The following is a 13,269-nucleotide window of genomic DNA, read 5'->3' on the forward strand; positions in this document are numbered from 1 at the left end:
AACAGTGAGGATCAAGCCGGCTGAGCAGCACCAAATGCGCCTTGGCGCAGCAACAGCACCACCAAACCCAATGCCCCGACCGCCATCAGCAACGGCAGCGCATGCCCACTGATCCACTGGCTACCCGCGCCGGCCACCAGCGGGCCGATCAGGCAACCGATGCCCCACAACTGCGCGATGTGGGCGTTGGCACGCACCAGCGCATCGTCACGATAACGCTCGCCGATCAGAATCAGCGACAACGTGAACAACCCGCCAGCACTGGCGCCGAACAGCACCCATAGTGGCCAGATCAGCAGCGTGTGCATCAGCAACGGAACGGCCAGGCTCGACGCCAGCAACAACAGCGCGCAACTCAGGAATAAGGTGCGCCGCGGCAGGTAATCCGCCAGCGCACCGATGGGCAGTTGCAGCAGCGCATCGCCGACCACCACCGTGCTGACCATCGCCAAGGCAATTTCCGCAGTGAAACCCTGCTGCAGGCAATACACCGGCAGCAGCGTCAGGATCATCGCCTCAAACGCGGCGAACAGCGCCACCGCCCAGGCAATCGCCGGCAGGCTCAGGCAGAAACGCCACAAGTCCGCGAAGGTCACGCTGAACGATTCGGCACTCGGCGCACCGGAGCGGCCCAGCAATGCCAGCGGAGCCAGCACCAGCAGGCCAACACCGACCCAGAAACCATAGTCATGGTCGGTACCGATCACGCCCAGCAGCAAGGGCCCCGAGAGCTGGCTCAAGGCATAACTGCAGCCATACAGCGCCACCAGACGGCCGCGCCACTGCTCCACCACCAACTGGTTGATCCAACTTTCGCCGAGGATAAACACGATGGTCAGGATCACCCCGATCATCAGGCGCAACACCAGCCATATCGGGTAGCTGGGCAGAATTGCCAGCAACCCGATGGACACCGCGCCGCCCCACAGGCACAAGCGCATCAGGTTGGCGGTACCGAGCCAGGCGGCCAACCGGCTGGAGACCTTGGCGCCAAGCAATACGCCGAAGGCGGGCATGGCGGCCATTACGCCAATAGCGAAACTGCCGTAGCCCCAGCCCTCAAGGCGCAGGGATACCAACGGCATGCTGACGCCCAGGGCCAGGCCGACACTGAGTACCGAGGCCAGGACGGCGAAATAGGTCGCCCAACGCATTACCACGCTCCTGTGGATAATTATGGGTTCACACAAAACAGTGTGGGAGGGGGCTTGCCCCCGATTGCGGTGGATCATTGAGCACTGTTAGTGCCTGACACACTGCTATCGGGGGCAAGCCCCCTCCCACATTTGGCTGCAGTGTTGCTTACAGCTTGATCCAGGTCGCCTTCAGCTCGGTGTACTTGTCGAATGCATGCAGCGACTTGTCGCGACCATTACCCGACTGCTTGAAGCCGCCAAACGGTGCGGTCATGTCGCCGCCGTCGTATTGGTTAACCCACACACTACCGGCACGCAGGGCCTTGGCGGTGAGGTGCGCCTTGGAAATGTCCGACGTCCACACCGCAGCGGCAAGGCCATATTGGGTGTCGTTGGCGATCTTGATCGCTTCTTCGGCGCCGTCAAAGGTGATCACCGACAGCACCGGGCCGAAGATTTCTTCCTGGGCGATTCTCATGGCGTTGGTCACACCGTCGAAAATCGTCGGCTCGACGTAGGTGCCGCCCGTCTCTTCCAGGATGCGCTTGCCGCCCGCTACCAACTTGGCGCCGTCGGCGTGCCCCGCCTCGATGTACGACAGCACGGTGTTCATCTGCTGGGTGTCCACCAACGCACCGACGTTGGTCGCCGGATCCAGTGGATTGCCGGGTTTCCAGCCCTTGAGGGCCTCGATCACCAGCGGCAGGAATGTGTCCTTGATCGAACGCTCCACCAGCAGGCGCGAACCGGCGGTGCAGACTTCGCCCTGGTTGAAGGCGATGGCGCTGGCGGCGGACGCGGCGGCGGCTTGCAAGTCCGGAGCATCGGCAAACACGATGTTCGGGCTCTTGCCGCCGGCTTCCAGCCATACGCGCTTCATGTTCGATTCGCCGGAGCGGATCAACAGTTGCTTGGCGATCTTGGTCGAACCGGTGAACACCAGCGTATCGACGTCCATGTGCAGCGCCAGCGCGTTGCCGACGGTGTGGCCGTAGCCCGGCAGCACGTTGAACACGCCTTTGGGAATACCGGCTTCAACGGCCAGGGCCGCGATGCGGATGGCCGTGAGCGGGGATTTTTCGGACGGCTTGAGGATCACCGAGTTACCGGTCGACAGCGCCGGGCCGAGCTTCCAGCAGGCCATCATCAGCGGGAAGTTCCACGGCACGATGGCCCCCACAACGCCGACCGGCTCGCGGGTCACCAGACCCAACTGATCGTGCGGGGTGGCAGCGACTTCGTCGTAGATCTTGTCGATTGCCTCGCCGCTCCAGCTCAGAGCATTTGCCGCGCCGGGCACGTCAATGTTCAGGGAATCGCTGATCGGCTTGCCCATGTCCAGGGTTTCGAGCAGCGCCAGCTCTTCGGCATTGGCCTTGAGCAGCGCGGCGAAACGGATCATGGTGGCTTTGCGTTTGGCCGGCGCCAGGCGCGACCAGACACCGGAATTGAAGGTGGCGCGGGCGTTTTCCACAGCGCGCTGGGCGTCGGCGGCGTCACAACTGGCCACGCTGGTGAGCAGGCGGCCATCGACCGGGCTGATGCATTCGAAGGTGTCACCGGAAACAGCAGCGGTATATTCGCCATTGATGTAGGCGCGGCCTTCGATCTTCAAATCCTTGGCGCGTTGTTCCCAGTCGGCACGGGTCAGGGTGGTCATGCGAGTGTCCTCCTCTTATTGAATACAAGGGCCAGGCGATGTCCCCCGGCAGCCTCAAAGAATGCTTGCCCGCCAGCCAGCTGTTCGGCTCAAAGGCAGCTGCCACCCTAAACCAGCGGCCGGGGATGTTTCAATATATTTGACATAACGCCGGTAAACGCCCTTGCGATGTTCATTTTAATAAACATAGACTTTGGGCTCTCCAACCCCAGGCCAGACGGGACACGCACATGAGCATCCAGGACATCGTCGACTTCAACCAAGCCAACACCGCCCCAGACCGCTACCGCCCTGCCGCCGAAAAAATCCTCAAGGGCGATCCCGAACAAACGGTGTACAACCATTACAACAGCCCATGCGGCCAGATGAGCGCCGGGGTCTGGGAAGGTGACGTCGGGCAATGGAAGATCAACTACAGCGAGCATGAGTATTGCGAGATCGTGCAGGGGGTTTCGGTGCTACGCGATGGCGAGGGTAACGCCAAGACCTTGCGTGCCGGCGACCGCTTCGTGATCCCCGCCGGTTTCAGCGGCACTTGGGAAGTGCTGGAGCCGTGCCGCAAGATCTACGTGGTGTTCGAGCAGAAAGCCTGATCAACAAATCCCAGGCAAAAAAAAGCCCGTATCGTGAGATACGGGCTTTTTTTCACAAGGAAGAAAATCAATTACTTGATTTTGCCTTCTTTGTAGATCACGTGCTTGCGAACGCGCGGGTCGAACATTTTCTTTTCGAGCTTGTCCGGGGTAGTACGCTTGTTCTTGTCGGTAGTGTAGAAGTGACCAGTACCGGCGCTAGAGATCATTCGAATCAATTCACGCATGATAGAGCTCCTTAGATCTTGCCAGCGGCACGGATTTCGGCCAGCACGACAGTGATGCCACGCTTGTCGATGATGCGCATGCCTTTGGCAGATACACGCAGGCGAACAAAACGTTTCTCTTCTTCAACCCAGAAGCGGTGATGCTGCAGGTTCGGCAGGAAACGACGACGGGTTTTGTTATTTGCGTGGGAAATGTTATTCCCAGTCACCGGACCCTTACCGGTAACTTGACAGACTCTCGACATGCCTCAGCCCTCTAAAACCACATGCCCAACCCGGCATGGGTTGGCCGCTTAATCTCTCAGTCATTTGGCGCCAGGCGCCGCGTTTCTTTAGGGTCTTACCGGCTACACCTACAAGCGAAGGAACCGGGCCCCTAGAAAAGAGCGCTGCTTTATACCAGAAAGACCCATGTGCAACAACAGCCCGTGTATTTTTACCGGCGTAAATCTCGGCGACAGACGCCCGAACCGTTGCCAGGAGGGGCCGCTGTAACAGCCGACCGCTCGTCGCACAGAATGATTTACAGCGCTCGCGCGCGCCGTAAAGCGCACAGCGAAACGCGCTGGGGTGCCATCAAAACAGCATTTGAGGCAAAAGCACAGGCAAAAATGGGCTAGTCATTTATCAATCAGACCACTACGGTAGGGCTTTTCCAGACTGCACTCGCAGATGGGCCTTCGATCTGCAAAGGAAACCGAACATGCGCCTCGCTGCCCTACCGCTATTGCTAGCCCCTCTATTTATCGCGCCGCTGGCCTCTGCCGCCAGCAATTTGAGCGTCTGCACCGAGGCCAGCCCCGAAGGGTTCGATGTGGTGCAGTACAACTCGCTGACCACCACCAACGCCTCGGCCGATGTGCTGATGAACCGCCTGGTGGATTACGACGCAGCCAGCGGCAAACTGGTGCCGAGCCTGGCGGACAGCTGGGACGTCTCGCCGGATGGCCTGACCTATACCTTCAAGCTGCACCCGGACGTGAAATTCCATCGCACCGAGTATTTCACCCCAAGCCGCACCCTGACCGCCGAAGACGTGCGCTTCAGTTTCGAACGCATGCTCGACCCGGCCAACCCGTGGCATAAGATCGCCCAGAGCGGCTTCCCCCACGCCCAGTCCCTGCAATTGCCAGCCCTGGTCAAGAAGATCGATGCCCTCGACCCGCTGACCGTGCGCTTTACCCTCGATCACGCCGACTCCACCTTCCTCGCGGCCCTGAGCATGGGCTTTGCCTCGATCTATCCGGCGGAATACGCCGACAAACTGCTCAAGGCCGGCACGCCAGAGAAGCTCAACAGCCAACCGATCGGCACCGGGCCGTTCATCTTCAGCCGTTTCCAGAAAGATGCCGTGGTGCGCTACAAGGCCAACCCGGACTACTTCGCCGGCAAACCGGCTGTGGATAACTTGATATTCGCCATTACCCCGGACGCGAACGTGCGCCTGCAGAAACTGCACCGCGATGAATGCCAGATCGCCCTGTCGCCCAAGCCCCTGGATGTGGGCGAGGCCGAAAAGGACCCAGCACTCAAGGTGGAAAAAACCGCAGCGTTCATGACCGCATTCGTGGCCATCAACAGCCAGCACCCGCCACTGGACAAGCCCGAGGTGCGCCAGGCAATCAACCTCGCCTTCGACAAGGGCAGCTACCTCAAGGCCGTGTTTGAAGGCACCGCCGAAGCCGCCAACGGCCCTTACCCGCCGAATACCTGGAGCTACGCCAAAGACTTGCCGGGTTATCCCCAGGACCTCGCCAAGGCCAAGGCCTTGCTGGACCGCGCCGGCCTCAAGGACGGATTCAAGACCACCCTCTGGACGCGCCCCACCGGCAGCCTGCTGAACCCTAACCCGAACCTCGGCGCACAACTGCTGCAGGCGGACCTGGCCAAGATTGGCATCCAGGCCGAGATCCGCGTGATCGAATGGGGTGAGCTGATTCGCCGCGCCAAAGCGGGTGAACACGACCTGCTGTTCATGGGCTGGGCAGGCGACAACGGCGACCCGGATAACTTCCTGACCCCGCAGTTTTCCTGCGCGGCGGTTAAATCCGGCACCAACTTCGCCCGCTACTGTGATCCGGCGCTGGACAAGCTGATCAGCGCCGGCAAGACCACCAGCGAACAAGGCGTGCGCAGCAAGCTGTATCAACAGGCCCAGGCGCAGATCCAGCAACAGGCGCTGTGGTTGCCGCTGGCGCACCCGACGGCGTTCGCCCTGGCGCGCAAAAACGTCGAGGGCTATCAGGTGAGCCCGTTCGGGCGCCAGGACTTCTCGAAGGTCAGCGTCAAACCATGAGAACCAGGCCCGCCCCCAGGGGGCGGGCTTACATCCAGCCATATTCGGCCATCGACAACGGATCACCGTCCCCCACGATGATGTGATCCAGTACCCGCACATCCACCACTTCCAGGGCCTTTTGCAGCAGTTTGGTCAATTTTCGATCAGCCGCGCTGGGCTCCGCGTTCCCGGAAGGATGGTTGTGACACAGAATCAACGCCGCGGCGTTATAGGCCAGGGCACGCTTGACCACTTGACGGGGGTAAACCACGGCCGCGTCGATGGTTCCTTGGGACAACGCCTCGAACCCCAACACCCGGTGCTTTGAATCAAGAAACAGGCAGCCGAAGATCTCGTGTGGCTCATGACGCAACAACGCCTTGAGGTAGTCGCGCACCGCCACCGGGTTTTCCAGCACCGAATCGCAACGCAGGCGCTCGGCCATATGGCGCCGGGACATTTCCAGCACCGCCTGCAACTGCGCAAACTTCGCCGGCCCCAAGCCCAATTGCTGGCTGAACAACGCCTGGCTGGCTTCCAGCAGCGGGCGCAGACCGCCAAATTGCGCCAGCAGATGGCGCGCAAGGTCCACCGCGCTCCTGCCGGTTACCCCGGTGCGCAGGAAGATCGCCAGCAATTCAGCATCGGACAGACTCGCCGCGCCCCACTCCAAAAGCTTCTCTCGCGGCCGCTCTGCCGCCGGCCAATCACGAATACTCATCCCACCTCCCTGTGCATGTGCGCCGCTGTTGCGGAACGGACGCTGTGTTATCGTAGGCCCTCTTTTTTGCGTGCGATTTCACCTGGGGAGGGGGCATCGCAGGCGTCACTGAACTGGCTTCACTGAACTGGAAAGGCAAACCAATGCAGCGTCTGTATCGGAAACGCATCGTTCTCGGCGTCGGCGGCGGCATTGCCGCCTACAAGAGCGCAGAGCTGGTCCGCAGGCTTCTCGACCAGGGCGCCGAAGTGCGCGTGGTCATGACCCGCGGCGGCAGTGAGTTCATCACCCCGCTGACCATGCAGGCCTTGTCCGGACACCCGGTTCATCTGGACCTGCTGGACCCGGCAGCCGAAGCCGCCATGGGTCATATCGAGCTGGCCAAGTGGGCCGACCTGGTGCTGATCGCTCCTGCCACCGCCGACCTGATCGCGCGCCTGGCGCAAGGTATTGCCGATGACCTGCTGACCACCTTGGTACTGGCCACCGATGCCACCGTCGCCATCGCCCCGGCCATGAACCAGGCCATGTGGCGCGACCCGGCGACCCAGGCGAACACCCAACTCCTGCAAAGCCGTGGCCTCAAGGTGTTCGGCCCGGCCTCCGGCAGCCAGGCCTGCGGCGATGTCGGCATGGGCCGCATGCTCGAAGCCACCGACCTGGCGCTGTGCGCCGCCGAGTGTTTCCAGCACTTGGCCCTGACCGGCAGGCACGTGCTGATTACGGCGGGCCCGACCCAGGAAAACATCGACCCTGTGCGCTACATCACCAACCATAGCTCAGGAAAAATGGGCTTTGCCTTGGCGGAAGCTGCGGTCGAGGCCGGCGCACGCGTTACCCTGATCACCGGCCCGGTGCACTTGCCGACCCCAGATCGCGTCACGCGCATCGACGTAGTCAGCGCCCGGGACATGCTGGCGGCCTGTGAGGCCGCCATCCCGTGTGACCTGTTTATCGCTTCGGCAGCAGTTGCAGACTACCGCCCGGAAGTCGTCGCCCCGCAAAAGCTCAAGAAAGACCCTACGAGTGGCGACGGCCTGCTCCTGCAAATGGTGCGCAACCCGGACATTCTGGCAACCATCGCCACGCGTCCGGACCGCCCCTTCAGCGTCGGCTTTGCCGCCGAGACCGAGCACCTGCTGGACTACGCCGCACGCAAACTGAAAGACAAAAACCTCGACCTGATCGTTGCCAATGATGTCGCCAACCCGAGCATCGGCTTCAACAGCGAGGAAAACGCCTGCAGCGTGATCGACCGCGAGCTGCACGCCACCCTTTTCGCCCAGACCAGCAAAGGCAAGATTGCCCGCCAACTGATCTCTTTTATCGCCCAACGGCTGAACCAGGTTTAATTTCCATGCACGCTTTGCAAGCCAAGATCCTCGACCCCCGCATCGGCACCGAATTCCCGCTGCCGGCCTACGCCACCCCAGGCTCCGCCGGCCTGGACCTGCGCGCCATGCTCAAGCAAGACACCGTCCTTGAGCCGGGCCAGACCCTCCTGATCCCTACCGGTCTGTCGATCTACGTCGGCGACCCAGGCTTGGCGGCGCTGATCCTGCCGCGCTCCGGCCTGGGCCACAAACACGGCATCGTGCTGGGCAACCTGGTAGGCCTGATCGACTCGGACTACCAAGGCGAGCTGATGGTGTCATGCTGGAACCGTGGCCAGACGGCGTTCAACATCGTTGTCGGCGAGCGCATTGCCCAGCTTGTACTGGTGCCGGTGGTGCAGGCGCACTTCGAACTGGTGCAGGATTTCGATGAAACCCAACGCGGCGCAGGCGGTTTTGGGCATTCCGGCAGTCACTGACTACGCTGAGCCTGGCCGGGCGCTTTTGCCCGGCTCAACGCCCCCGCAAGGCTTTTCAGGATGAAGAATGCGCGGACTTTATCAGCGAGATTTCCCCATTGAAATCAACGCATTACGCAGACAAAAAGACAGGAGCCAAGCTCCGATGGCACTTTTGCACCACGAACTCTCTGCCGAAAACACCGTCATACCCTTCAGTTTGAGCCTGCCGGTCAGCCACATTAAGGCCAGCCTTGCCCCCTTGAGATGGAGTTTCCCCCCGCGATGAGTACCGCAGCCCGAGTAGCCCCGACATTCCCCGACAGCATCTTTCGCGCCTATGACATTCGTGGCGTAGTGCCCAAGACCCTGACCGCCGAGACCGCCTACTGGATTGGCCGCGCCATTGGCTCCCAGAGCCTGGCCCAGGGCGAGCCGAACGTTTCGGTCGGCCGTGACGGTCGCCTGTCCGGTCCGGAACTGGTGGAACAACTGATCCAGGGCCTGGCCGACAGCGGCTGCCATGTCAGCGACGTAGGCCTGGTGCCCACCCCTGCGCTGTACTACGCCGCCAACGTACTGGCCGGCAAATCCGGGGTGATGCTGACCGGTAGCCATAACCCGTCGGACTACAATGGCTTCAAGATCGTCATCGCCGGCGACACCCTGGCCAACGAACAGATCCAGGCCCTGCACACCCGCCTGAAGACCAACGACCTGACGAGCGGCCAAGGCAGCATCACCAAAGTTGACATCCTGCCGCGCTACTCTGACGAAATCACCCGCGACGTCAAACTCGCACGACGTCTCAAAGTGGTAGTGGACTGCGGCAACGGCGCGGCCGGCGTAATCGCCCCGCAGCTGCTCGAAGCCCTGAACTGCGAAGTGATCCCGCTGTTCTGCGAGGTCGATGGCAACTTCCCCAACCACCACCCGGACCCGGGCAAGCCAGAAAACCTGGTGGACCTGATTGCCAAGGTCAAGGAAACCGGCGCTGACGTCGGCCTGGCCTTCGACGGTGACGGCGACCGCGTGGGCGTGGTGACCGAAACCGGCGAGATCGTGTTCCCGGACCGCCTGCTGATGCTGTTTGCCCGCGATGTGGTAGCGCGCAACCCTGGTGCCGAGATCATTTTCGACGTGAAATGCACCCGCCGCCTCACCCCGTTGATCAAGGAATACGGCGGTCGCCCACTAATGTGGAAGACCGGTCACTCGTTGATCAAAAAGAAAATGAAGGAAACCGGCGCCCTGTTGGCCGGCGAAATGAGCGGCCACGTATTCTTCAAGGAGCGCTGGTTCGGGTTTGACGACGGCATTTACAGCGCCGCCCGTCTGCTGGAGATCCTCAGCAAGGAAAAATCCACCGCCGAGGAGCTGTTTCAGACCTTCCCGAATGATATTTCTACGCCAGAGATCAATATCCATGTGACCGAGGAGAGCAAATTCAGCATCATTGACGCACTGCACGATGCGCAATGGGGTGAAGGCGCCAACCTGACCACCATTGATGGTGTGCGAGTCGATTACGCCAAAGGCTGGGGCCTGGTTCGCGCGTCCAACACCACACCGGTGCTGGTGCTGCGTTTCGAGGCGGATACCGAGGCTGAGTTGCAGCGCATCAAGGACGTGTTCCACGCCCAGTTGAAACGTGTTGCCCCTGATCTCCAATTACCGTTCTGATTTTTACCGGAGCCCTGAATGACCCTCGAACGCGAAGCCGCTGCCAACACCGCCAAGGTCCTGTCCGAAGCGTTGCCTTACATTCGACGCTACGTCGGCAAGACGCTGGTGATCAAGTACGGCGGCAATGCCATGGAAAGCGACGAGCTGAAAACCGGCTTTGCCCGTGACATCGTGTTGATGAAGGCCGTGGGGATCAACCCCGTGGTGGTCCACGGCGGCGGCCCGCAAATCGGCGACCTGCTCAAGCGCTTGTCGATCGAGAGTCACTTCATCGATGGCATGCGCGTCACTGACGCGCAGACCATGGACGTGGTGGAGATGGTCCTCGGCGGCCAGGTGAACAAAGACATCGTCAACCTGATCAACCGTCACGGCGGCAGCGCCATTGGCCTGACCGGCAAGGACGCCGAGCTGATCCGTGCGAAAAAACTGACCGTTACCCGTCAGACGCCGGAAATGACCCAGCCGGAAATCATCGACATCGGCCAGGTGGGCGAAGTGATCGGCATCAACACCGACCTGCTGAACCTGCTGGTCAAGGGTGACTTCATCCCGGTGATAGCGCCGATCGGCGTGGGTGCCAACGGTGAGTCCTACAACATCAACGCCGACCTTGTGGCCGGTAAGGTGGCCGAAGCATTGAAGGCTGAAAAGCTGATGCTGCTCACCAACATCGCCGGCCTGATGGACAAGGAAGGCAAGGTGCTGACCGGCTTGACCACTCAACAAGTGGACGAGCTGATCGCCGATGGCACCATCTACGGCGGCATGTTGCCGAAAATCCGTTGCGCGCTGGAAGCAGTGCAAGGCGGCGTCGGCAGCTCGCTGATCCTGGATGGCCGTGTGCCGAATGCAATCCTGCTGGAAATCTTCACCGATACAGGTGTGGGCACGCTGATCAGTAACCGCAAGCGTCCCTGATTTATAAAGCACCAAAAAACCGCAGTTTCTTACGGCGCCTACGACAATACGTACCCATGTACGGAATCTTCGTCAGGCAAAGTAGAATCTGCGGTTTTTTATGCGCAATGGAAACGCAGCCTACAACGATGATCACGAAAACGCCGCTGAAGTTTTTCAGTATTAGTGGATATTTCAACATTCACTGAAAACATCATAAAGGGTGAAATTCCTCGACTTTTTTCATCGCAATAGCTATTTTCAACATTCGCTGAAAAGGGCTCAATTAATGAAAGAACTCGAAATTCACTCCAGAGATGCGCTGCGAAGCCTCCTGAGCAAGGTACCGATTCTCGAGATTAAAAGCCTCAAATCTATGCCTCCTTCAAAAGGCTGGACTCCGGACTTCATTATCGAGATTAACGCATCAGGCAAATCACGCCCTCTGGTGTGCGAGGTAAAAGCAAACGGCCAGCCCCGATTCATAAACGCGGCCATACTTCAGCTTCGCGACTATGTGAGCGAGCAAAGGCCAGAGGCTACGCCTATTGTGGTAGCACCCTATCTTTCACCCGTAGCAAGACAATTGTGTCGGGAAAAGGGTGTGGGATATCTGGACCTGGAAGGTAATGCCTGGATCTCGTTCGATGGTGTATTCATTGATCACCAAGTAGCTGGCAAGCCGCTCTCGGAGCACAGGGAGCTTAAGTCTTTCTTCAAACCGAAATCAGCGCAGATCATACGCACGATGCTTCGGGATCCGGGCCGAGCCTGGCGGGTGGTAGAACTGTGCGAAGCCGCCGGGGTAAGCCTGGGACAAGTCAGCAATGTCCGCACAGCGCTACTGAATCGAGAATGGGCAAGAGCGACAAACGACGGCGTATGTCTATCCGATCCTCAAGCGCTCCTGGATGCATGGGCCGAAGCATACGAGCCTCCATCAGGAGAGCGTAAGGGCTTCTATACCACCTTACATGGCAGCGCATTGGAAAATGCCGCGCGCATCGCTATTGGAGAAAGGAGCGGCGGACACGCACTTTTTTCGTCCTTTTCTGCCGCTCAATGGCTCGCACCCTATGCCCGCATCAGCACGAATTACTTTTATGCCGACATTGAAGGGCTAGAGAGACTGGTTAAAGCACTACAGTTGGTTCCTGCATCAAAGGGAGAGAACGTTGTCATCACTTTACCCAACGACGAAGGACTCCTACTGGACACCGTTGAACCCGCACCGGGCGCCCTGTGCACCAGCCCCGTTCAGACATATTTGGATCTATCGGTTGCGGGAGAGCGCGGAGAGGAAGCCGCCGAATATCTACGACAGGAAAAACTGACATGGTCTCGTTAATCCCTCAAGAACCTCAATCCGCCTCAGATTATGACGACAGAACGACAGCTGCCGTGAAGGCGGTATTAGTCGAGATCGGTCAGATCCTTGGTTCCTTCAAAGGCAAGTTTGCAGTGATCGGTGGCGCGGTGCCTTGGCTCCTGCTGGCGAACGACGATATGCAGCACGTTGGAACCCTCGATGTCGATTTGAGCTTGGACGCAGAGGCTCTCGGTGATGGCGAGTACGCGACGTTGATTGAAGCACTGATGGGTAATGGGTACGAACAAAGAGGAGAACTGCGGCGATTCCAGCTCGTTCGCCAGGTTGCCGTGCAAGACGGTGGATCGGCGATAGATGTGATCGTGGACTTCTTGATGCCGCGCGACGCCGAAATCATCCAGAACAAACCTCCCATTCTCAACGACTTTGCAGTTCAACGCGCTGACGGTGCCGACTTGGCGATGCGCTTCTATCAAATGGTTGCCATTGAAGGCTCCATGCCTGCGGGTGGCAAAAATCGTGTCGAGGTCGCGGTGTGCTCGATCCCCGCCCTGCTGGCGATGAAGGGATACGCCCTGAACGGAAGGCACAAACAGAAGGACGCATATGACATCTACTACTGCGTCCGTAATTTCCCCGGAGGCATGCAAGCGCTTGCTGAGGAATGTCGATCAGTACTGGAAACCGGGAGTGGAGAACAGGGGTTTCAGTTCATCGGCGAAAAGTTTGATATCGCCGAAGGTTATGGCCCGACCGCCGTAAGGCGATTCGTCGAAGACAGCCAAATACTCGGAGATCGCACACCGGACCAATGGCAACAAGACGCTTTCGGGCAGGTTGACGCTTTATTGCGCGCCTTGCGACTGCGGGAGTAGCAGCACCCCGAAACCCGAGCTGAAAAAAGGCCCCGATCAATTGAATGGAACGGGGCCTTTTTTATCGTGGC

12 protein-coding genes and 1 pseudogene are annotated in these 13,269 nt (G+C 59.7%); 8 read left to right on the forward strand and 5 right to left on the reverse strand.

All coding sequences use genetic code 11. From position 1 onward, the window contains the following. Nucleotides 1-11: 11 nt before the first annotated feature. Both AB1462_RS08575 and AB1462_RS08580 read right to left on the reverse strand, forming a co-directional pair. Nucleotides 12-1,154, reverse strand: a complete 1,143-nt coding sequence (locus AB1462_RS08575; protein ID WP_090401445.1) for an MFS transporter — start codon at nt 1,152-1,154, stop codon at nt 12-14. 148 nt (nt 1,155-1,302) lie between these two features. Then, the gene (locus AB1462_RS08580) at nt 1,303-2,796 is read right to left on the reverse strand and encodes an aldehyde dehydrogenase (RefSeq protein WP_090401444.1); all 1,494 of its coding nucleotides are present in this window, start codon (nt 2,794-2,796) and stop codon (nt 1,303-1,305) included. Between the two features lie 230 nt (nt 2,797-3,026). Here AB1462_RS08580 and AB1462_RS08585 point away from each other — a divergent pair, with 230 nt between their 5' ends. Beyond that, nucleotides 3,027-3,389 (forward strand): cupin domain-containing protein, encoded by a 363-nt coding sequence (locus AB1462_RS08585; RefSeq protein ID WP_367246580.1) that lies wholly within the window; start codon nt 3,027-3,029, stop codon nt 3,387-3,389. Nucleotides 3,390-3,460: 71 nt separating this feature from the next. On the opposite strand, the gene rpmG is transcribed toward AB1462_RS08585, so the two are convergent. Continuing rightward, nucleotides 3,461-3,616, reverse strand: coding sequence for a 50S ribosomal protein L33 (rpmG, locus tag AB1462_RS08590; RefSeq protein WP_003176906.1), 156 nt, complete (start codon nt 3,614-3,616; stop codon nt 3,461-3,463). An 11-nt stretch (nt 3,617-3,627) separates the two neighbouring features. Continuing rightward, nucleotides 3,628-3,861, reverse strand: coding sequence for a 50S ribosomal protein L28 (rpmB, locus tag AB1462_RS08595; protein ID WP_003176907.1), 234 nt, complete (start codon nt 3,859-3,861; stop codon nt 3,628-3,630). A gap of 458 nt (nt 3,862-4,319) precedes the next feature. Between rpmB and AB1462_RS08600 the strand changes: the two genes are divergently transcribed. Further along, nucleotides 4,320-5,912, forward strand: coding sequence for an ABC transporter substrate-binding protein (locus AB1462_RS08600; RefSeq protein WP_315335372.1), 1,593 nt, complete (start codon nt 4,320-4,322; stop codon nt 5,910-5,912). A 28-nt stretch (nt 5,913-5,940) separates the two neighbouring features. Here the strand turns inward: AB1462_RS08600 and radC are convergent, their stop codons facing one another. Next, nucleotides 5,941-6,615, reverse strand: a complete 675-nt coding sequence (gene radC / locus AB1462_RS08605; protein WP_090401441.1) for a DNA repair protein RadC — start codon at nt 6,613-6,615, stop codon at nt 5,941-5,943. A 143-nt stretch (nt 6,616-6,758) separates the two neighbouring features. Here radC and coaBC point away from each other — a divergent pair, with 143 nt between their 5' ends. The 6 genes and pseudogenes from coaBC to AB1462_RS08635 all read left to right on the forward strand — a co-directional run bounded on the left by coaBC (nt 6,759) and on the right by AB1462_RS08635 (nt 13,198). Beyond that, a complete protein-coding gene (gene coaBC, locus AB1462_RS08610) occupies nt 6,759-7,967 on the forward strand; it encodes a bifunctional phosphopantothenoylcysteine decarboxylase/phosphopantothenate--cysteine ligase CoaBC (RefSeq protein ID WP_027608291.1) in 1,209 nt (402 codons plus the stop codon). 5 nt (nt 7,968-7,972) lie between these two features. Continuing rightward, nucleotides 7,973-8,428 carry a dUTP diphosphatase gene (gene dut / locus AB1462_RS08615; protein ID WP_053127661.1) on the forward strand — a complete coding sequence of 152 codons (456 nt, stop codon included), beginning with the start codon at nt 7,973-7,975 and terminating at the stop codon, nt 8,426-8,428. A 240-nt stretch (nt 8,429-8,668) separates the two neighbouring features. After that, nucleotides 8,669-10,090, forward strand: a pseudogene (locus AB1462_RS08620) (phosphomannomutase/phosphoglucomutase); the annotation flags it as partial. Between the two features lie 18 nt (nt 10,091-10,108). Then, a complete protein-coding gene (gene argB / locus AB1462_RS08625) occupies nt 10,109-11,014 on the forward strand; it encodes an acetylglutamate kinase (RefSeq protein WP_015886532.1) in 906 nt (301 codons plus the stop codon). Between the two features lie 268 nt (nt 11,015-11,282). Beyond that, nucleotides 11,283-12,341: a type IV toxin-antitoxin system AbiEi family antitoxin gene (locus tag AB1462_RS08630; RefSeq protein WP_090401438.1), complete on the forward strand. Its 1,059-nt coding sequence runs from the start codon at nt 11,283-11,285 to the stop codon at nt 12,339-12,341. Beyond that, nucleotides 12,329-13,198, forward strand: coding sequence for a hypothetical protein (locus tag AB1462_RS08635; RefSeq protein ID WP_090401437.1), 870 nt, complete (start codon nt 12,329-12,331; stop codon nt 13,196-13,198). The genes AB1462_RS08630 and AB1462_RS08635 overlap by 13 nt, the downstream gene beginning before the upstream one ends. Nucleotides 13,199-13,269 lie beyond the last annotated feature (71 nt).

It is taken from the genome of Pseudomonas sp. SB113, from assembly GCF_040754745.1.
Taxonomy (GTDB): domain Bacteria; phylum Pseudomonadota; class Gammaproteobacteria; order Pseudomonadales; family Pseudomonadaceae; genus Aquipseudomonas; species Aquipseudomonas grimontii.

Bases quoted from the DNA above. Each gene is read 5' to 3' on its own strand.
- AB1462_RS08575 (WP_090401445.1), bottom strand. From the start codon at position 1,154: ATGCGTTGGGCGACCTATTTCGCCGTCCTGGCCTCGGTACTCAGTGTC.
- AB1462_RS08580 (WP_090401444.1), bottom strand. From the start codon at position 2,796: ATGACCACCCTGACCCGTGCCGACTGGGAACAACGCGCCAAGGATTTG.
- AB1462_RS08585 (WP_367246580.1), top strand. From the start codon at position 3,027: ATGAGCATCCAGGACATCGTCGACTTCAACCAAGCCAACACCGCCCCA.
- rpmG (WP_003176906.1), bottom strand. From the start codon at position 3,616: ATGCGTGAATTGATTCGAATGATCTCTAGCGCCGGTACTGGTCACTTC.
- rpmB (WP_003176907.1), bottom strand. From the start codon at position 3,861: ATGTCGAGAGTCTGTCAAGTTACCGGTAAGGGTCCGGTGACTGGGAAT.
- AB1462_RS08600 (WP_315335372.1), top strand. From the start codon at position 4,320: ATGCGCCTCGCTGCCCTACCGCTATTGCTAGCCCCTCTATTTATCGCG.
- radC (WP_090401441.1), bottom strand. From the start codon at position 6,615: ATGAGTATTCGTGATTGGCCGGCGGCAGAGCGGCCGCGAGAGAAGCTT.
- coaBC (WP_027608291.1), top strand. From the start codon at position 6,759: ATGCAGCGTCTGTATCGGAAACGCATCGTTCTCGGCGTCGGCGGCGGC.
- dut (WP_053127661.1), top strand. From the start codon at position 7,973: ATGCACGCTTTGCAAGCCAAGATCCTCGACCCCCGCATCGGCACCGAA.
- argB (WP_015886532.1), top strand. From the start codon at position 10,109: ATGACCCTCGAACGCGAAGCCGCTGCCAACACCGCCAAGGTCCTGTCC.
- AB1462_RS08630 (WP_090401438.1), top strand. From the start codon at position 11,283: ATGAAAGAACTCGAAATTCACTCCAGAGATGCGCTGCGAAGCCTCCTG.
- AB1462_RS08635 (WP_090401437.1), top strand. From the start codon at position 12,329: ATGGTCTCGTTAATCCCTCAAGAACCTCAATCCGCCTCAGATTATGAC.